General features: G+C 69.0%; 21 protein-coding genes. All 21 read right to left on the bottom strand.

Going from position 1 to position 19028, the window contains the following annotated elements; translation table 11 throughout:
* Window positions 1-13: 13 nt before the first annotated feature.
* The 21 genes from G4D85_RS21875 to G4D85_RS21775 all read right to left on the bottom strand — a co-directional run bounded on the left by G4D85_RS21875 (window position 14) and on the right by G4D85_RS21775 (window position 18948).
* The gene (locus tag G4D85_RS21875) at window positions 14-1114 is read right to left on the bottom strand and encodes a DUF1521 domain-containing protein (protein ID WP_164014979.1); all 1101 of its coding nucleotides are present in this window, start codon (window positions 1112-1114) and stop codon (window positions 14-16) included.
* 162 nt (window positions 1115-1276) lie between these two features.
* The gene (gene sctV, locus G4D85_RS21870) at window positions 1277-3400 is read right to left on the bottom strand and encodes a type III secretion system export apparatus subunit SctV (RefSeq protein WP_164014977.1); all 2124 of its coding nucleotides are present in this window, start codon (window positions 3398-3400) and stop codon (window positions 1277-1279) included.
* Between the two features lie 81 nt (window positions 3401-3481).
* Entirely contained in the window at window positions 3482-3967 is a 486-nt protein-coding gene (locus G4D85_RS21865) for a tetratricopeptide repeat protein (protein ID WP_164014975.1), read from the bottom strand.
* A 128-nt stretch (window positions 3968-4095) separates the two neighbouring features.
* Window positions 4096-4587 carry a hypothetical protein gene (locus G4D85_RS21860; RefSeq protein ID WP_164014973.1) on the bottom strand — a complete coding sequence of 164 codons (492 nt, stop codon included), beginning with the start codon at window positions 4585-4587 and terminating at the stop codon, window positions 4096-4098.
* Window positions 4588-4777: 190 nt separating this feature from the next.
* On the bottom strand, window positions 4778-4993 hold the full coding sequence (locus tag G4D85_RS21855; RefSeq protein WP_164014971.1) for a hypothetical protein: 216 nt from the start codon (window positions 4991-4993) through the stop codon (window positions 4778-4780).
* A gap of 146 nt (window positions 4994-5139) precedes the next feature.
* A complete protein-coding gene (locus tag G4D85_RS21850; protein ID WP_164014969.1) occupies window positions 5140-5748 on the bottom strand; it encodes a hypothetical protein in 609 nt (202 codons plus the stop codon).
* 135 nt (window positions 5749-5883) lie between these two features.
* Window positions 5884-6360: a SycD/LcrH family type III secretion system chaperone gene (locus G4D85_RS21845; protein ID WP_164014967.1), complete on the bottom strand. Its 477-nt coding sequence runs from the start codon at window positions 6358-6360 to the stop codon at window positions 5884-5886.
* A 4-nt stretch (window positions 6361-6364) separates the two neighbouring features.
* Window positions 6365-6844 (bottom strand): hypothetical protein, encoded by a 480-nt coding sequence (locus tag G4D85_RS21840; RefSeq protein ID WP_164014965.1) that lies wholly within the window; start codon window positions 6842-6844, stop codon window positions 6365-6367.
* A 47-nt stretch (window positions 6845-6891) separates the two neighbouring features.
* The gene (locus tag G4D85_RS21835) at window positions 6892-7182 is read right to left on the bottom strand and encodes an EscU/YscU/HrcU family type III secretion system export apparatus switch protein (protein ID WP_164014963.1); all 291 of its coding nucleotides are present in this window, start codon (window positions 7180-7182) and stop codon (window positions 6892-6894) included.
* An 11-nt stretch (window positions 7183-7193) separates the two neighbouring features.
* Window positions 7194-8291, bottom strand: coding sequence for a type III secretion system export apparatus subunit SctU (gene sctU / locus G4D85_RS21830; protein WP_164014961.1), 1098 nt, complete (start codon window positions 8289-8291; stop codon window positions 7194-7196).
* A 25-nt stretch (window positions 8292-8316) separates the two neighbouring features.
* Window positions 8317-9135, bottom strand: coding sequence for a flagellar biosynthetic protein FliR (locus tag G4D85_RS21825; protein WP_164014959.1), 819 nt, complete (start codon window positions 9133-9135; stop codon window positions 8317-8319).
* Window positions 9132-9395 (bottom strand): flagellar biosynthesis protein FliQ, encoded by a 264-nt coding sequence (fliQ, locus tag G4D85_RS21820; RefSeq protein ID WP_164014957.1) that lies wholly within the window; start codon window positions 9393-9395, stop codon window positions 9132-9134. The genes G4D85_RS21825 and fliQ overlap by 4 nt, the downstream gene beginning before the upstream one ends.
* 14 nt (window positions 9396-9409) lie before the next feature.
* Window positions 9410-10240, bottom strand: a complete 831-nt coding sequence (gene sctR / locus G4D85_RS21815) for a type III secretion system export apparatus subunit SctR (RefSeq protein WP_164014955.1) — start codon at window positions 10238-10240, stop codon at window positions 9410-9412.
* A 10-nt stretch (window positions 10241-10250) separates the two neighbouring features.
* Window positions 10251-11120, bottom strand: coding sequence for a FliO/MopB family protein (locus G4D85_RS48905; RefSeq protein ID WP_240359427.1), 870 nt, complete (start codon window positions 11118-11120; stop codon window positions 10251-10253).
* A gap of 90 nt (window positions 11121-11210) precedes the next feature.
* The gene (gene sctQ, locus G4D85_RS21805) at window positions 11211-12689 is read right to left on the bottom strand and encodes a type III secretion system cytoplasmic ring protein SctQ (protein ID WP_164014953.1); all 1479 of its coding nucleotides are present in this window, start codon (window positions 12687-12689) and stop codon (window positions 11211-11213) included.
* Window positions 12686-13558, bottom strand: coding sequence for a flagellar hook-length control protein FliK (locus tag G4D85_RS21800; protein WP_164014951.1), 873 nt, complete (start codon window positions 13556-13558; stop codon window positions 12686-12688). The genes sctQ and G4D85_RS21800 overlap by 4 nt, the downstream gene beginning before the upstream one ends.
* Window positions 13559-13591: 33 nt before the next feature.
* Entirely contained in the window at window positions 13592-14080 is a 489-nt protein-coding gene (locus tag G4D85_RS21795; RefSeq protein WP_164014949.1) for a flagellar assembly protein FliH, read from the bottom strand.
* Window positions 14081-14130: 50 nt separating this feature from the next.
* A complete protein-coding gene (gene sctN, locus G4D85_RS21790) occupies window positions 14131-15444 on the bottom strand; it encodes a type III secretion system ATPase SctN (protein ID WP_164014947.1) in 1314 nt (437 codons plus the stop codon).
* 10 nt (window positions 15445-15454) lie between these two features.
* Window positions 15455-16129, bottom strand: a complete 675-nt coding sequence (locus G4D85_RS21785; protein WP_164014945.1) for a FliH/SctL family protein — start codon at window positions 16127-16129, stop codon at window positions 15455-15457.
* Between the two features lie 24 nt (window positions 16130-16153).
* A complete protein-coding gene (locus tag G4D85_RS21780) occupies window positions 16154-18061 on the bottom strand; it encodes a hypothetical protein (protein WP_164014943.1) in 1908 nt (635 codons plus the stop codon).
* Between the two features lie 71 nt (window positions 18062-18132).
* On the bottom strand, window positions 18133-18948 hold the full coding sequence (locus G4D85_RS21775) for a type III secretion protein (RefSeq protein WP_164014941.1): 816 nt from the start codon (window positions 18946-18948) through the stop codon (window positions 18133-18135).
* Window positions 18949-19028: the final 80 nt, after the last annotated feature.

Here is a 19028-nt window from a genome sequence, read left to right as displayed (position 1 = left end):
CAACGGGTCAGGGTCAGACGAAGAAGTTACGGCGGCTGACCATATCATTCAGCTTGGTGATCTCATCCAGCGCACGGAACATCTGCTTCACGTTGCTGAAGGCGTCGTTGATGCCGTCCTTGTGCTCCTGCTTGTCGTACTTGCCCAGGTCGTCCGTGCCGCGGAACGGGTTGTGGCCGAACGCGCGCGTCTCCTTGGTCAGGTCGAACAGCTTCTCGACGGCCTTGTTGATGCGGTCCACGAAGTCGTCACGCACCTCGGGCTTCGCCTTGCCGGGCTGCCACTGCTCCGTCTTGGTGCCGTCCACCGAGTAGTGGCCGGCGGCCAGCAGGTCGCCGACCTTGAAGGACTCGCCGCCGTTGACGTCGCCGATGACCTCGCGGCCGTTGAAGGACCAGTCGTCCGACTCCTTGCCCATGTAGAGGATGTCGTCGCTCTTGTTGCGGAAGTCGACCAGCTTCTCGTAGCCGTCCTTCTTCAGGCCCTCGGTGATCTTGCCCTTGCCCTTGTCGATGTCGGACACCGTGACGCGGTCGCTGCCGCAGGTGATGTCCAGCTGACCGGTGACAGTCATGCCGCTGTTGCCCCAGGGCTTGGTCGTCACGTGGATCTGCGTGCCGTCCGGCAGCGCGAAGGTGGTGTTCTTCTTGAAGTCGAACTTGCCGCCGTCGCTCTCGTCGACGTGCGGGTCACCCCAGACGCGGGTGCTCTTGCCGTCCGGACCCGAAATCTTCCACTCGAACTGGCCCAGCTGCTCGATCTTGTAGCCGCCCGGCGTGGTGATGGTGCCGGAGTTGGAGTCCACCTTCAGCTTGTCGGCCGGGCGGAAGTAGTCCTCGTACTTGCCGGGGAACTCGCTGGGGAAGCAGCCGTTGCCGCCGGCGGCGATGCCCTGCGAGTCGCCCGGGCGCGACGGGGTGCCGCAGAACGAGCTGCTGCTCGTCGTGTCCAGCGACTTCAGCATCTTCACCGCCGACTCAATCTCGGCGATGCAGTGGTCCACCGTGGACTCGATGAGCTTCAGGTTCTTCGCGAGGTCCGCCTGGCTGGGGCCGGACGTGTTGCTGGTGGTGGCGGTGCGGGTGGTGCTGGCAGCCTGGTTGATCGTGGTCATGGTGCCTCCCGAATTCGTTTTGAGTGCGCTGAGTAAGCGCTTGCTGCTTCCCCTGGATTATCGAGGCGCCAACTCCCGAGTTGCGTCTCCGGGCAGGATTCCGATGTCGCCGGAGTCCGCCGGGTGGGTGTTGCACCCACCTTTCGGAACCGGGCGTCACGCCTACCGGGTGGAGATGCGGGCCACGGGCTGGATGTTCAGCTCGGGGGACAGCTCCTGGTAGCTGAGGACGGAGAACGAGGGGTTGAACTCGTACTCCAGCAGCTTCCGGACGTAGCGGCGGATGTCCATGGCCGTGAGGATCACGGGCCGCTGGGCGCTGGGCGGCAGGTGGCCGCACTCGGAGCGCACGGCCTGGACGATTTCCTGGGCCAGCTCCGGCTCCAGCGCGAGGTGGGCACCCGCCGAGGTCCGCTTGACGGAGCCGCGGATGGCCTCCTCGATGTTGGGGTCCAACAGGTACACCACCAGGGTGCCGGTGCCGCGCGCGTACTTGTGGGAGATGTAGCGGCGCTGGGCGGCGCGCACGTGCTCGGTGAGCATGACGTTGTCCGCCTCCACCTGCCCGTACTCGGCCAGGGCCTGGAGGATGCCGCGCAAGTCGCGGATGGAGATCTCCTCCTCCACGAGGCGCTGCAGGATGTCCGTCAGCTTGAGGACGTTGACGACCTTGGGCACCACCTCCTTGACGATGGCGGGGAAGGCCTTCTCCAACTGCTCCAGCATCGTCTGCGTCTCCTGCACGCCGACGAACTCGCGGGCATTGCGCCGCAGCACGGCGGCCATGTGCAGGATGATGTAGCCGGGCACGTCCCAGGTGGTGAGGCCGGCGGCCTCCAGCGTGTCGCGGTGCTGCTCGGGCACCCACGCGGCCGGCTGGCGGGTGGCGGGGTTGATGGCCTCGAAGCCCTGGATGTTCATCAGCTTGAGGCGGTCCACCGTGTCGTTGACGAGGATGTGCCCCAACGTGGCCTGGCCGGTGACGACGGGCACCTCGTTGATCTGCACCTGGTAGGCGCCGGGCGGCAGGGACGCGTTGCCGCGCGCGCGCACGCCCGGGAAGCGCACGCCCAGCTCGACGAAGAGGCCGTCGCGCATGAAGGGGATGAGCTCGAAGAGGAACTTCCCGTTGTCCTGGCGCGAGTCGACGTAGGGCACCAGCGCGTCGGAGACCTCGAGGACAATCGGCGTGACGACGGGGATGAACAGCTCGGAGTCCGGGTTCATCGGCTCCTTGGGAGCCGGCTCGGACGCCATGGGCGTGCCGTTGTCCGTCTCCAGGGCCGGGCCCGCCTCCTCCACCAGCTCCGACTCCTTCGCCTTCTTGAGCATCGTCCAGGCGCCGAAGCCGGCGCCGGCACCCAGGAGGAAGAACGGAATCTTGGGCAGACCGGGGACGAGGCCGAGGACGATGAGCATGCCCGCGGCGATGGCGATGGCCTTCGGGTACGCGGTGAGCTGCTGGCCCATGTCGATGCCGAGGTGGGCCCCCTCCTCCTCGCCGCCGACGCGCGTCACGATGATGCCGGCGCAGGTGGAGATGAGGATGGCGGGAATCATGCTCACCAGGCCGTCACCGATGGTGAGCAGCGTGTACTTCTGCGCCGCGTCGCCCGCCGACATGCCCTTCTGCGTGACGCCGATGATGAGGCCACCGACGATGTTGACGACGGTGATGATGATGCTGGCGATGGCGTCGCCCTTCACGAACTTCATGGCGCCGTCCATGGCGCCGAACAGCTGGCTCTCCCGCTCGAGGTCCCGGCGCTTCTTCTTGCCCTGGTCCTGGTCGATGGAGCCCGCGCGGAGGTCCGCGTCGATGGACATCTGCTTGCCCGGCATCGCGTCCAGGGTGAAGCGCGCGGCCACTTCGGCGACGCGCTCCGAGCCCTTGGAGATGACGATGAAGTTCACGATGACGAGGATGACGAAGAGGATGGCGCCGACGACGAAGTTGCCCTGCACCACGAAGTTGCCGAAGGCGATGACCACTTCTCCCGGGTCACCCGTCAGCAGGATGAGCCGCGTGGTGGAGATGGTCAGCGACAGCCGGAACATCGTGGTGATGAGCAACAGTGTCGGGAACACCGTGAGGTGCAGTGCCGCTGGCACGTAGAGCGACACCAGCAACAACACCACCGAGATGCTGATGTTCAGCGTCAGCAAGACGTCCAGCAGCAGCGTGGGCAGCGGGACGATCATCATCCCGACGATGCACACGACCACCAACGCCAGGACGATGTCGGAGTACTTAGCGAGGAAGCTGTTCGGATTGAGGGCGGCCATCAGCGGGGAGCCATCCTAGTCCGTGCTCGGCCCCAAGCCCAAGGGGGCACCCTCAGGCTGGTCGGTTGTGGGGGAAAGCCCTCAGCGTCCGCTGGTGCCGGACTCGGGCGAACCGGGCTCGGAGAGCCCCTGCGCCTCTTCGGCGCTCTCCAGCGCGGCGGCGGCCAGCATCCGGGCCCGGGCGCTCAGGGGGTCCTTCCCCTCCGGGTCCAGGCTCACGGCATGATTGAAGTCATGCGCCGCCTCCATCACCTTGCCCTGGCGCAGGTGGACCTCGCCCCGGTTGACGAAGGGGGTGATGTCCGTCGGGTCCAGCTCGATGGCGCGGTTGAAGAAGGCCTCGGCGCGGTCGAGGTCCTCGAGCGCCAGGTAGCAGGCGCCGAGCGCCGTCTGGAAGTAGGCCTCGGCCGGATCCATGGCCGACAGCTGCTCGAAGACGGCCAGCGACTCCTGGAAGTGGCCATCCTGGAACAGGTTGAAGCCGTCCGTGGCCCGCTCGAGCATCTCCGGGCCTGACAGCGGCTTCCCATCTTCGTTGGAGACCGGCGCCTTGGCTTGGGTCGTCATCGTGGACTCATCCCCGGGGCGAGAACGGAAGCGGCGTGGAGTCTAGCCCGGCTCCGGCGGGCCCACCAGCCGGGGGCATCAACTCCTTGAAGGAGGCGCCCCTTCGGCCGGTGGACCGTGATGACGAACTACTTCTCCTCGAAGCTGTCGCGAATCTCCTGGAGCCGCTCCTGCATCTGCTTGATGGCCATGTCCACCACACCCTTGGACACGACCTCGGAGGAGAGGGCCGCCTTGAACTTGGTCTCCGCGTGCTTCTTCATGTCCTCCAGCGACGCGTTGGGGTTCGCGGCGATGAACTTCTGCATCTCCTCGTCGACCTTCTTGAAGATCTTCTCGCCCGAGTCCTTGTTGAGGAACCCGATGAAGTTGCTGTTCTCCAGCACCTTCTCCAGGCCGGCGGCCTTGGCGTAGTCAGAGCGCTCGTCGGCCGTCAGGCTCTTGGGGTCCTTCTTGGCCTTGTCCTCGATGTGCTTCATCTCGGCCTGGAGGTTCTTGAGGTCCTCGCCGGGAGCGGAGGCCGTCGGCGTCGAACCGGCGGCGGCGGCGGGCGCGGTCTGCTTCGCGGCCGTGGGCTGCGTCGGCGTGCGGGGCGGGGCACTGCGGGTGATCGGAGCCATTTAAGGAGTTCTCCTCGAAAGACGGTTCGGAAGGATTGTCTCACGGCGACGGAAAAAGTTGCTGCGCGTGGGCCGCCCGCGGAGACCGTTGCCAGGCGCTGAAAATGAACCAGCCTCGCAGCAGTCCTTGAAGGACTGTTGCGAGGCCGGGGTGAAGCAGGGCCGCGGGAGACCAGCGACCGGCTACTTCTTACTTCAGGTTCTGGAGGACCGACGTCGCCATGTCGTCCAGCTTCTTCATGCAGTTGGTGACCAGCTGGACGATCTGCGCGTCCTTCTGCATCTGCTGCTGGGCCTCGAGGAACGCGCGCTGATCCGGGGGCGCCGCGTCGATCATCGCGCGGGAAGCGTCGGAGCCCTGCTTGATGTTGCTCACCGCGGCGTTGAACACGTTTCCGATGGTCATTGTATGCTCCTGTGTGGTTTGGGCGGTTTGCTGCGAAGTGGTGTGCAGCAGCGGCTACAAAAGGATTATCGGAGGAAGGCGTCCGGAGTTTCCTGCGAATTAACCGGGATCATTTCCGGCTTTTTCGCGGGAGGCCCCGAGAGCCCCTAACCCTTGAGCTTTCCAAGGCTTGGGTTCTTCATCCACGCCTTGAAGGACTCGAGATTCTGCTGCTCCTTCTTGGGGTCCGCGGGGCCGGCGGGGGCGGCGTCGGGGTCCAGGGAGAGGGGGCGCTTGGCGGAGGACTCGAAACCGTCCTTGGGGCCCTTGGCGCCGCCAGCGGCCGGCGGCCGGGGCGCGGCGGCCGGAGCGGCGGCGGGCGCACCCCCACCCGAGGGAGGGGTGAAGGCCAGCTTGGCGTGCAGCTCCGGGTTCATCTCCTTCACCGCGTTCTGGATGGTGACGCCATAGGTGTTCAGGCGCAGGGAGAGATACTCCACCACCATGCCCAGCACCGGCGGCACCGGGAGGAGGGGGTCCTTCATGAAGCGCTGGAGCGCGCCAGACACGTCGGCATAGAGCCGCTCGTCGAAGGGCGAGCCGGGCTGGGTGGAGGACACCAGCGACTTCATCGTAAACACCACCTCCTTGAAGGTGCCCTTGGCCGTCTTCTGCTGCGCCTCGAGCTCGACCAGCAGCTTCTCGCGCTTCTCGATCAGCTCCGCCGGCTCAGGAGGAAGCGGGCGCTTCTCCTTCTTCGTGTTCTGGGTGCTCATGATTCTCTCCACCTCTCCATCGATTGGTTTGGGGTGAACGGTCCGAGCTTAGCAGACTGTTCCGGACTCACACATCCAGCGAGCCGAGACACGTGCAACACGTGTGTACGGCCGTCAACGGCCATTCGGAGGCCCTCAGCGGCGGCTCAGGGCCGTCAGCATGGCGCCGGCCTTGCGCACCACGGGGTCATTCTCGGGCGTCATGGCGGCGGCGCGGCGCAGGTCCTCAATGGCCTGGGGCTTCTGGCCGAGGGCCAGCTTCACCTCGGCGCGGCCGACGTAGACGGACGGATCCTGCGGGGCCAGCTTGGCGGCGACGTCGAAGGCGGCGAGGGCGCCCTGCCCGTTTCCGGCGGCCATCTCCACCACGCCCAGGGCCTTGGCGAAGTACGCGTCGGTGGGGTTGACGGCGTACAGGCCCTGGAAGAGCGTGCGCGCCTCGCTGAGCCGCCCCTGGTAGTAGAAGAAGTAGGCCGTCTTGGCGATGGCGTACAGCTCGTCATCCGAGTAGCCGCGCACGTCGCGCAGCGTGGCCTTTCCGTCCGCCCAGCGCTGCAGCGTGGCGGCGAGCTTCGCCTCGTCCTTCGGGTCTTCCGGGTCCAGCACGGCCATGGCGCTAATAACCCTCGTCCTTCTGGGCCGCCCACATCTGGCGGATGATCTCCTTCGTCTCCTCGTTGACCTGATCCACCAGGTTCAACATGGCGGACTCGCGCGAGAGCAGGGCCTTGAGGCGATCCAGCCGGTCCGGCGCGGCATTCACCTTGGCCAGGCTGCGCTCCAGCATGCGGCGCTGGTCCTCCTCCCCGCGGCCGGCGACGCTGGCCAGGTGGGGCCTGTCGCTGAAGCCCTCCAGGTCCGCGTCGTGCCCGCCGGGGTGCGGGGGCAGCGGCAGGCGCAGCTCCTCGGAGGAGTGCGCCGGGCCGATGAAGTCCAGCAGCGCCGCCGAGGCGAGCGCGGGGTTCTTCGGGTTGCCCGTCTTGCGGAGCTTCTTGCGGTCGACCTGGGAGGCATCGACGAGCCGCTCACGGACGCTTCGGGGGCCGCCCCAGGGCCATACGGGCGTCTTGGGGGGTTGATTGTTGATTCTGGCCATCGTGGTACCGAACCTCACTCCAGGTGGGTGGGGGCCGTCCAGTCCCCCTAGCGCTTCCCGTTGGCGGCTGCCTGGTCGCGCTGCAGTTCGTAGATGAAGTTGAGGACCTCGGCCACCGCGTCGTACAGCTCCTCTGGAACCTCCTGTCCCACCTCGACGCGGAACAGGGCGTTGGCCAGGTTGACGTTCTTCATGAAGGGGATGCCGTGCTCCTTGGCGATGGCGCGAATCTTCTCCGCCTTGAGCCGCATCCCCTTGGCCACCACGCGCGGGGCGCCGTCCTTCTCCCTGTCGTACTTCAGCGCGATGGCGATTTCCGCCTCGTCGTCACCACTCATGGGCCAACCCTTCAGGCGCGGGCACCCCGGGCACCCGGGGCCGGGGAGGTCTCCGGGCCGGACTTCAGCCCGTAGACGAAGTTGAGGACCTCGGCGACGGCGTCGAACAGCTCCTCCGGCACCTCGTGGCCCACCTCCACCCGGAGCAGGGCATGGGCCAGGGGGACGTTGCGCAGGGTGGGCACCTCGCCCTCGCGGGCAATGGCCTTGATGCGCTCGGCCTTGTGGTCGACGCCGCGGGCGAGCACGCGGGGCGCGCCGTCCTTCTCGCGGTCGTACTTCAGCGCGACGGCCACGTGGTCCGGGTTGGTGACGATGACGTCCGCCTCGCGCACGGCCTCCATCTGCGCCCCCTCCATGATTTCGTGGTGCAGCTCCTTGCGCTTGGCCTTGTGGTGGGGGTCGCCCTCGCTCTCCTTGTATTCCTTCTTGGTCTCCTCCTTCGTCATCATCATGTCCTTCATGAAGGACTTGCGCTGCCACCACACGTCGAAGATGGCGAAGATGACGAAGAGGAGCGCGACGCGGGCGGCCACACGCGTCACCAGCTCGCCCATGATGATCATGATGCCGCGCGTGTCCTGGCGCACCGTCTCGACGACGAGGGGCATGGCATCGCGCACCACGCCGTAGACGACGTGGGCGGTGACGGTAATCTTGATGAGGTTCTTGAGAAGGTCGACCAGCGCCTTCTTGGAGAACATGTTCTTCAAGCCGGCAAGCGGGTTGAGCTTCTCCAGCTTGGGCATCAGCGGGTCCATGGTGAAGAGCGAACCCACCTGGACGTACTCCAGCAGGCCGCCAATCACCGCGCCCCCGGCCAGCACCGGCAGCGACACCAGGACCATGGTGCGCAGCGCGATGTAGAGGGCCTGCCCGGTGACGACGTCCAGGTTCTGCGGATGCGCCACATGGTCGAAGGTGAACAGGAACAGCGTGGAGATTTCGTGCTCCAGCATGTCCCAGGTGCCCTTGACGGCGCCAAGCCCCACGAGCAGCACGCCCATGCCGCTCAGGTCCTTGCTCTTCCAGACCTGGCCCTTCTTGCGAGAGTCATCGAGCTTCTTCTGCGATGGCTCTTCTGTTTTTTCTCCGCTCTCGTCCGACATGGCGCGCGTCCGGGGGGAAGAAGGTTCAGGACAGCAGCCGCAGGGCCTGGTTGAGCACCACCAGCATGTCCCGGAGCTCGTCCTGCATGCGGTTGAGCAGCGCGCTGATGACGAGGAAGGCGAGGAGCACGCCCACCAGGGGCTTGATGGCCATGGAGATGAAGAACACCTGGATTTGCGGTGCCACGCGGTTGATGGCGCCCAGGGCCACGTCGGTGAGGAAGGTGGCCAGCATGGCGGGCGCGGCCAGCGCGAGGCTGATGCGCAGCATGTCCGAGAAGATGCGGATGAGCAGGTCGAAGAAGGGCCACGCGCCCTTGCTGAAGCGGGGGAAGCCGTCCAGCGGGACGGAGGCCAGGCTTTCGGCCAGGGCCTGGATGACCAGGTGGTGCCCGTCCAGCGTGAGGAACAGCACCACCGCCAGTTGGACCTTCAGGTTGGAGAAGAGGGACACCTGCTGCCCCAGCTGGGGCACGTAGAGCTGGGCGTTGTTGCTGCCGGCCATGGTGTCCGCCAGGGTGCCGGCCACGCGTGCCGCCTCGAAGACGATGTTGACGATGAAGGCCAGCGAGAAGCCGATGAAGACCTCCTTGGCCATGAGCGCGATGTACGGCAGCGCGCTGAGCGGAATCTTCGTCACCGAGCCGGCGATGACCGGGTAGAGCACGATGGAGAGCGTCAGCCCGACGCCCATCTTCAGCTCGGTGGGAACGACTTCACCGCCCAGGAAGGGGCTGAAGATGAGCATCGGCATGATGCGACACATCAACAGCGCCACCGTGAAGATGGCAGCGGAGAAGTTGGTCCGAGCGGCCAGCTCGTTGACGAGATCCGCGACGTTCATCGGATGAGGGCGGGGAACCTGTCGAAGACGTGGAAGGTGAAGCGCATGAGCTGGCTTCCAATCCACGGGCCCGTCAGGGCGAGCACGCCGAAGACGATGACGACCTTGGGCGCGAAGGTGAGCGTCTGCTCCTGGATCTGCGTGGTGGCCTGGAACAGGGCGATGATGAACCCCACCAGCAGGCTGGTGAGGACCGGCGGTGCCGAGACGACGAGCACCAGGAACAGCGCCTCCTGGGTAATGGCCGTGAGCTGATTCATGGGGGGGCGCCTTTCTACAGGTAGCCGATGACCAGGCCCTTGGCGATGAGGTACCAGCCGTCCACGAGCACGAACAACAGCAGCTTGAACGGCATGGAGATGGTGGTGGGTGACAACATGTGCATGCCCAGGGCTAGCAGGATGTTGGCCACCACCATGTCTATGACAATGAAGGGTACGAACAAGAGGAAGCCTATTTGAAAGGCCTCCTTCAATTCGGACACCACGAAGGCCGGGATGATGACCATGAAGTCATCGCTCTCCACGGCGTCGCGGTCCTCGCCCTTGCGCATCTTCTTGGCGAGGTTGAAGAAGAGGGAGCGGTCCTTGGTGGTGACCTTCTTCATCAGCCACTCACGCAGGGGCTCCTTGGACTTGCCGGCGGCACCGAGCAGCGTGCCCACCGTCTCTGACGAGAAGACGCCGGGTCCCTTCGCCCAGAGGTCCATGCCCGCCGCCCGGTACATCTCCTGACCCACGGGGGCCATGATGTAGACGGTGAGGATGACCGCCAGGCCGGTGATGACCTGGGTGGGCGGAATCTGCTGGGTGCCCAGCGCCGAGCGGACGATGGAGAGCACCACGGAGATCTTCACGAAGCTCGTCACCATCATCAGCGCGAAGGGCACGAGGCCCATGGCGGCGAGCGCGAGGATGAGGATGAGCGGACGCGAGGTGAACGAGTCGCTGCTCACCGCCTCGTTGGCGACGGCATCGGAGATGCCGGGACCGCTGCCCCGCTTCTTCTGGGCGAGCGCGATGAAGGGATGGAGAGAGACCGCGGCCGCGAACAGCCAGGGCGGGATGCGCGGAAGGAGGGGGCGGGCAGAGAGCGGGGTGTTCACGGGAAGGTCTTCAGGCGCCGGGGGGCTGGGAGGGCGAACCGCCGGAGCGGCGGGAGAGGAGCTTCTGGAGGAAGGGGCTCAGGGGGACCACGTTCGTCTGCGGGCGCTGAGCGCGAATGCGCTCCACCGCCTCCGCATCCAGCTTGGACAGCAGTTGCAGGCCAGCCTCGCCGCCACCCACCAGCAGGTACTCGTCCGCGGCCTTCACCACGAAGAGGCTGCGGCGCTGGTCCAACGGCAGCCGCTCCACCACGGAGACCAGGGGCTGGCGGCCCGCGGACTGCGCCTGCAGGCCCATCAGCCGGCGCAGGCCCACGTTCAGGGTGAGGTAGATGGACGCCACCACCGCGCCCAGCACGAGCAGGGTGCGGATGAGCGTCCAGCCCAGGCTGTCCGGCTCCGCCTCCGCCGCGGGTTCAAGGGTGGGGTCCTGCCAGGCCTCGGTGAGCTCCCGGTCCTTGTCGGAGGGCTCCCGCTTCAGGGCGGGCTCCGCGAGAGCGGGCTCGGCCTTCAGGGCGGGCGCTTCCTCGGCGGCGGGCACCGGCTGCGTGGCGGGGACGGAAGATGCGGCCTTCTGCCTGGCGGGCGAAGCCGGCGCGACCTTCTGCGCGGCTCCGGGCACGGCCTGCCCAGCGGGCGCGGGTGAAGCAGGCGCGACCTTCTGCTCGGCACTGGCGACGCCCTGCACGGCGGGCGCGGCCTTCTGCCCGGCTCCGGGCGCGGCCTGCACGACGTCCGGGGGCACGCCCTTCGTTGACGGCTCCGCCGCGGTAGCCGGCGCGGCCGCCGAGGATGGAGCCTGCGCCAGGACGGCGGGCGGCGTGAGCACCAGCGCGGCACCGAGCCACAGGCGCATGAGGGAAGGACGGAGGACTGCCATGGTTGGGGGCGAGGCTAGTTCATTGGGGGAAGGACCGCCACGGGCCCCGCCCGGCTGCCCGCCTGCCCCTCCCCGGACCCGCGGGGGGCCTCACCCCGCCAGGTTGATGATGCGCACGCCGAGCTGGCCCTCCACCTCCACCAGCTCACCCCGGGCCACCACCTTGCCGTTGACCGACAGCTCCACCGGCTCGCCGGGGCCACGGTTCAGCTCCAACACCTGGCCCGCCCGCATCCCCACCACCTGCTGCGCCGTGACGGGCACGCGCGCCAGCTCCACGGCAATCTGCAGGGGCACGTCCCCGAGCAGGTCGCTTCCGTCCGGCTTGTTCACGTCGTCCAAGGCCGCCCCTTCGAGTTCCGGAGGTACGTCCAGCTCCGGGTTGGTGAAGTCCTCTTCTTCTTCCGCCCCTTCTTCACCGGCCGAGCGCGGGTGGCCCGGCTCCCCGGGGACGATGTCGGTGATGCGCGCCCGGTAGCGCCCATTCTCGATGAACACCTCCGCCTCCGCCCTCCCCGCCCGCCCCGAGCCCACCCGCAGCTGCGCCGTCCCGTCCTCGCCCCGGTCCGGCCGCGCCGACAGCGCGTCCACCAGCAGCACGTCCTTCACACGCAGGCTGGCCAGGTCCTGGGCCGAAATCTCCGCCGTGCCAATCTCCGCCCGCAGCCAGCTGCGCACCGCCGACAGCCGGCTGGCGTTCGTCTCCAGGTCCACCTTCAGCCGGGCGCGCCGCTGGGCGCTCTCCACCACCGGCTCCGCCGCCTCCAGCACCGCCGCGGGCACCACCAGCCGAACCATGCCGCCATGCGGCCCCAGCGTGGCGTGCAGGTGGACGGCCAGCATGGGCCCGTCGTCGCCCAGGCGCGCGGACACCTCGTCCACGCCCCGCGCCACGCCGTCCAGCCGGGGGCGCGGCACCGCCTGCTGCAGCGCAGGCACCAGGACCTTGAGGGCCTCGAGGACGACGTAGCCCATCACGCCCTCCTCGATGTCCGTCAGCGGCCGCAGGCCCACCATCTCCCCTGCCCCGCCCAGCAGCAGGTCCACCGCCGCGTGCGCCAGGGCCAGCTCCACCTCCAGCACCGCCCGCCCCTGGAGCGCGCCCGGCGCCAGCACCGCCAGGAACGTCGGGTCACCCAGGAAGCGCCGCAGCTCCCCCAGGGGACGCACCTGCACGGACTCCAGCGACAGCTGCACCGGGGCGTCGAAGAGCTCCTTCAGCCGCGTACCCACCGCGGCGAGCGTCCCCCGCTCCGGCGTCAGCCAGCGAAGCCGCTCCGCCAGCAGCCCCTGGGCCCGCGACACCTTCTCGAGGTTCCGGAAGGTGAACGGACGCCAGGGACGCTCCGGCCGCACGGGACGCTCCGGGAAGCGCTCCTGGCGCTCCGGCCGTTCCACGCGCTCGGGACGTTCGACACGCTCCGAGCGCTCGACGCGCTCCGGGCGCTCGACACGCTCCGAGCGCTCGACACGCTCCTGGCGCTCCGGACGGGCCTTCAGCTCGCGGAGGTCCACGAGCATCGTCCGCTCGTGGACGCCGGGCCCGTCGTCGTCGGGCTCCACGCTCATGTCTTCGCCTCGAACTTCAGGTCCTCCAGCCTCAGGCCACGGCCGCCCAGCGCGGTGCGCAGCCCCTCACTCTGCTCCTCCAACTGCTTGAGGACCTCGCGGTTGGAGCCGCTGAAGGTGGCCGAAATCTTCCCGTTGCGCGCGCTGACCTTGATGGACAGGCCGTTCATGACGTCGCCGCGCAAATCAATCTGGAACTCGGCGTTGCCGGCGGCGTTGGTGCCCACGCGGATGCGGTCGACAATCTTCTGGGCAATCTCGCTGGCCAGGGCGCGCAGTCGCTCGGAGCCCGCCATGTCCTTGGGCTTGGCCACCGGCACCGGGGCCATCAGCGCGGGGTTGAAGCGGAAGCCCGGGCCCATCTCCGTCCCGCCCTCCTTCTTGTCCTTCCCGCCCCCGCCGCTGCCCTTGCCGCCGCCCGCGTCGGCGTCCGCCCGGATGGCGGCGCCCTTCTCCGCGCTGACCTGCCCCAGGGCGGACTCCGCCTTGGACATGTCCTTGTCGCGCGTCTCGGAGGTGCGCTTGTCCTCCTTCGCACCCGCCGCGCGCGAGCCGGAGCGGGCCTCCGAGGCCCCCGTCTCCGACTGCCGGGCCGCCTGGGACGTGGCCTCGCCGCCCGGCTGCTGGATCTTCTCGCCGAAGGTCTTCCCCTGCTGCATCGCCTTCGCCAGCACGGAGCGGGCCAGGCCGCCCTGCGGCGGGGCCGGCGTCTGGGGCGCACCGGGGGGCGCGGAGGGCTGCTGCATCAGCTTCTGGAAGGCGGAGGCGCCCTCCTGGCGCTTCTTGGACTGGCCCTCGGCGAGCTTCTTCTCCTGCATGATGCGCTCAGCCAGGCGCGCTGCATCGCGGTCGTCGTCGACTCGGCTCATGACGTCTTTCCCGAGGGAAGGGGTGGCGGCAGGTTACTTGCGCTGCCGAGCCAGGAACAAGGCATTGCCAATCTCCTCCTGGCTCAGCTCCTCACGCTGCTGGCGCTCGTGCTTCACCTGCTTCTGCCAGGTCTCCTTGTGCTTCTCGATGGCCTTGAGCTCCATGGTAGCGTCCGCCATCGCCTGGCGGCGCTGCTCCATCACCCGCTCGGCCACCTTCACCGCCTCCCGCTGGCGCTCCACCTCCAGCGCCACCTGCGCCTCCTCGTCCTTCAGGCGCTGCTCGAAGCGGCTCATCATGTTCATGCCGTTGATGCCGGCGCCCTTGGCCATGACCTCCTTGAGGTACGCGGCCACCTTCTCCTTGCGCTCGCGCTTGCGGCGCTCCAGCTCGTCGATGAGCCGCTGGAGCTCCACCTTCTCCTTCTTCAGGGCCTCGACGGACGCGGCGAAGGCCTGCTCGGCCTCCTCCTTGGCGCGGGCGCGCATGTCCTGAAGCACTTGCAACCGATACGGGGGCATGGTGGCGCCATCCTAACCCGGAATTCCAGCCGCGCACCCCCGGCCCGGCGTCAGTCCTCGAACAGGGCGATGAGCTGGGCCACCGTGTCCTCGAATTGGGAGTTGGAGTGGGTGTCCTGCTTCAGGAAGTCGATGATGGCGTCGTACTTGTCAATGGCCCGGTCCGTGCGGGGGTCCGTGCCGTACTGGTAGGCGCCCAGGAGGATGAGGTCCCGCTGCTTCTCATACGTGGAGAGCAGCTCGCGCAGGGTGCCCGCGGCCTTCTTGTGCTCCTTGCTGACGATGCCGCTCATCACACGGCTGAGGCTGGCCAGCACGTCCATGGCGGGCCACTGGTTGCGCTCGCCCAGGGCGCGGTTGAGGATGAAGTGGCCGTCGAGAATACCGCGGACCTCGTCGGCGATGGGCTCTTCCATGTCACCGCCGGCCACGAGGCACGTGTAGATGGCGGTGCACTTGCCCTTCAGCGAGTTGCCCGTGCGCTCCAGGATGCGCGGCAGCATGGAGAACACACTCGGCGGGTAGCCCTGGCGGGCCGGGGGCTCACCGACAGCGAGGCCAATCTCACGCTGGGCACGGGCCAGACGTGTCACCGTGTCGAGCATGAAGAGCACGTTGCCGCCGCGCTCGCGGAAGTACTCGGCGATGGCCGTGGCCACGTAGGCGGCGCGGAGGCGCACGAGGCTGGGCTGGTCCGAGGTGGCGCACACCAGCACGGAGCGCTTCATGCCCTCCTCGCCCATGGCGTCCTCGATGAACTCGCGCACCTCGCGGCCACGCTCGCCGATGAGGGCCACGACGCACAGGTCCGCCGTCGTGTTGCGCGCTATCTGTCCCATCAGCGTGGACTTGCCGACGCCGGAGCCGGCGAAGAGGCCCACGCGCTGGCCCTCGCCCACGGTGAGCAGCCCGTCGATGCAGCGCACGCCCAGGGGCAGCGGCTTCTCGATTCGCTGGCGGGTGAAGGGGTCCGGGCAGTCGCGGTCCACGGACCAGTCGATGAGCCCCTCGTCGGGCAGAGGGCTGCCGTCCATGGGCTCGCCGATGCCGTTGAGGACACGGCCGAGCAACCCCTCGCCGCACTTGATGCTCAGCGGCTTTCCGGTGGGCACCACCTCGCTGTCCGGGCCGATGCCCTGCAGCTCGCCCAGGGGCATGAGCATGACCTCGTCGCCCTGGAAGCCCACCACCTCCGCCTTCACCGCGGTGCGGTTGCGGGTCTTGATGAGCACCAGCTCACCCACGCGCACGTTGGGGACGCTGGCCTTGATGATGAGGCCGGTCAGCTCGGTGACGCGGCCCCGGACGCGCACCACCTGCGCTTCCTTGATGAGGTCGAAGTAATGCGCGAGGTCGATGGCCATGGTCGCCCTCTCAGGCCGGCCCTTCCTTCCGGCCGTTCGGGTCCGGAAGGAGGACGTTCTGGAGCATCTCGAGCTGGGTGGGCAGCTGCGCGTCCACCGTGCCGAACTCCGTCTGGACGATGCAGCCCACGGGGGCCACCTCCGGGTCCTCCTTGATGGCCAGGTCCACCGCCCGGCCAATCAGCTCCATGAGGACCGGCTTCTTGGCGCGCAGCACCGCCGCCGTCTTCGGGTGCACCCGCAGCACCATGGCCCGCGCGCTGCGCAGGTTGTCGATGGCCGCCGCGCACAGCTCCACCATCAGGTCCGGGTCCTTCTCCAGGCTGCGGCCGATGATCTTCTCCGCCATCCGCAGCGCCAGCGCGATGACGTCCCTCTCGTTGTTGCCGAGCAGCTCCCCGGCCTGCATCTTCGCGCGGAGGATGATTTCGGTGGCCTGCGCCAGGCCCTCCTGGCGGCCCTGATCCCGCGTCTTCGCCAGCAGCTCCTCACGCTCGCGCTGGGCCTCGGCGAGGATGCGCTCCTTCTCGCGCTGGGCGTCCTCGAGAATGGACTGCGCGCCCTGCCGGGCCTCGAAGACCTCGGCGTTCATCACGCCGGCGCGAGGGGGCCGCAGCACGGGCCGCTCCGACGCGAGGCCCGGCTCGACCGTCCCGTCACCTTTGATCACCTTGCCGATAGCCATGCGGTGCTCCTTGAGGCCCGGATGCTAGCGCGTTCCGCCCTTCGGTCCACGCCCACCCGCGCCCGGAGGCACCGGACGGTCCGTCCCCGACGTCGAGCGGGGCCGGCGCTGCACCGACGTGCCCTCCCCTGTGCCTGGGCCCGGGGGGGCCGCCCCCTGGCCCGGGGACGTGGTCGCCCGCCCGGCCAGCACCCGGGGAGGCCGCTCCGGCGGAGCCTCCTCCCGGGGGCCCCCTGCCTTGGCCCCGGGCCGGGCCGCGGGGATGGAGCCGCGCGAGCGGAACACCCGCGAGCCCTCCGGGTCCTCACGGGGCGGCCGGGACTCGGGCTCCGGCTCGGCGCGGGGCCGCATCCGGGAGGCACGGGACAGCTCCTCGGGCGGGCGCTGCTGCACTCGCGAGGCCTCGCCGCCCTCGCGCGGCTGCACCCGCGAGGACTCGCCGCCCGAGACGCGGGAGCGCTCCCGGCCGGGCTCGGCATTCGTCGGAGGGCCCTCGGAGCGCTGGGCGCCGCGCAGGCCCAGGCGCGAGGGCGGCGGGCCGATGCGGGCGCCCTCCGGGTCTCCCTTCACGGCCCGCGACGGCCGGGGCTCGGGCCCACCCTCACGGCGGCCCCCGGCGGCGGGCGTGGCGATGGAGTTCTCACGGCGGGGCGGCACCCGGTGCACGGCCGAGCCATCCTGCGCGCCCGCCTTCACCCCGGGCGAGACGCGGGAGGGCTCGCGGCCGGAGAGGGCCCCCGCGTTCCGGGCCGCGCGCTCGGCCATGGCGTCACGGCGGACGGCGGGCTCCTGCCGGGACGCGGCGGGGCCGGCCATGGACGAGCGGGGCTGCTGCCGGGACACGGCGGGGCCGCGCACGGACGCGCGAGGCGCCTCCGGGACGGACGGGGCCGCACGGGAAGGCGCAGCAGCGGCGGCGGCGGCCCGGCGCGCGCCCGGCGGCGGCGGGAGCACCGCGGACTGGCGGGGCGGAGGCGGCGACGCCAGGCGCACCGGGCGCTCGATGAGGCCGCGCGTGGCCAGCCGCTCCAGGTCCATGACGATGTCGGTGCGGCCGCCGTCGCCCCGGGCGGTGGGGCGGATGCGCTCCTCGCGCACCCACTTCGCGATGAGGCCGCCGAACTCGCCGCGGTGCTTCTCCAGCATGCGCGCGGCGAACTCCGGAGACTGCGCCACGCACGCGCGAGACAGCCGCTGCACACCCGCGCTGCGGATGGCGCCGCCCAGGTTCTTCAGCCCCTCATGCAGCTCCAGCTGCGCGCGCGCGTCCTCCTCCGGCAGCTTGCGCGGGGCGTTGGCCGCCACGGACTTGTTGGCCAGCAGGCGCAGGTCCGGCGGCAGCGGCTCGAAGAGGGCCTCGCGCTCGCCGTCGGGAAGGCCCGCCATGGCCGGCCCCAGCACGCGCGCGCCCAGCCTGTCGCAGACGGTGAGCAGCTCGCGCTGCTGCAGGTTGAGCACGTCGGAGAACTTGAAGCCCGCGGCCTGCTGCGCCGCCGCCTCGCGCGCCAGCACCTCCTCCAGCTTCCACCGGACGATGTCCAGCACCTGGGGGCGCACCTCGCGGGAGAGCTTCACCCGCGAGGGCGGCAGGTGGGTGCGCACCGCGTCCGCCAGCGCGCCCGGCAGCGCGCGCAGCACGACTTCCACCAGCGCGCCACGCTCGCGCTGCAGCAGCGCCGCCAGCCGCTCCGGCTCGGCGCTCCACAGCTGCCCACGCCGGTCCTTCACCAGCCGCTTGATTTCCTGCACCAGCGCGGGGATGCGCTTCTCACGCGGAATCTGGAGGATTTCCTGCGCGCGGTGCTTGAGCAGCGCGCTCTCCTCTTCCGGGAGGTGCTCGAAGGCGCCAAGGCTCTCCTGACCGCCGAAGGTGACGGCCGTCAGGAGCAGCATGCTCTGGCGCTTGTTGAGCGAGGTGAAGAACGAGTCCAAACGTCACCTCGCGGGCTCACGGCCGCCCGCTGGGAGGGGAGAGGAAGCCTGCCGCCGGAGTGGGCCGGGCGTCAGGCCTCCGGCGGACGGCCCCGGGCGCGGCCTCCGGCGCGCGCGGCCGGAGCGCTGGAACCCGAGCGCATGAAGGTCCACGCCGTCAGCCCCATCATCACCAGCACCAGCGCGAAGGCGCCCGCGAACATCACCTTGAACTGGCTCGCGCTGGCCACCGTCATCCGCAGCCCCAGCACGTCCTGCAGCCGGCTCTCCGAGTCCGTCTCGGCCGTGGGCAGCATCGCCTGCGTCATCAGCACCGTCACCGCGTCCGGCTTCAGCTCCGGCACCGCGGAGGCGGCGAAGCTCTTCACCATCGCCTCGGAGATGGGCAGCTTGTTGCCGTCCGTGGGCCGGTACTTGATGAACACCGACGCGGACGGCATCGGCTTGTTCTCCGGCTGCGTCAGGTCGTTGTTCTCCGGAATCATGACGATGGCGCGCGCTTCCAGCACGCCGTCAATCTGATTGAGCGCGTTGGAGACCTCGCCGCCCATCGCCTTGAGGAGCATGGCGCGCTCCTCGGTGGCGGTGGGCACCATGCTGCCCTTGGCGAAGTGGGCCAGGCCCTTCTCCACCGGGCGCGGCAGCGAGTTGCGCTTGAGCAGCTCCGCGGCCTGGGCGGCGTCCGCCTTGGGCACGGTGATCATGAACCGGACCTCGTTGCCGCCCTCCTCCTTCTCCTTCTTGGCGTTGATGCCGTTCTTGCTGAGCAGGACGTAGATTTCGTTGGCGTCCGACTCCGTCAGCTCGTGCTGGAGCTCGATGTGGCAGCCCGTCAGGAGGAAGAGGGCGAGGAGCGGGGCGGCAAACGCGTGCGGTCGGCGAATCATGGGCGGAGAGAGCTTACTAGGCCCCCGGAAAACGCGGAAGGGCGCCCCCTCCCGGGAGGGAGGAGCCGCCCTTCACCGGC

The organism is Pyxidicoccus trucidator (assembly GCF_010894435.1).
Classification (GTDB): Bacteria; Myxococcota; Myxococcia; order Myxococcales; family Myxococcaceae; genus Myxococcus; species Myxococcus trucidator.
Note: the sequence above shows the minus strand (reverse complement) of the source record. Positions and strands in the feature narration are given on the sequence as shown.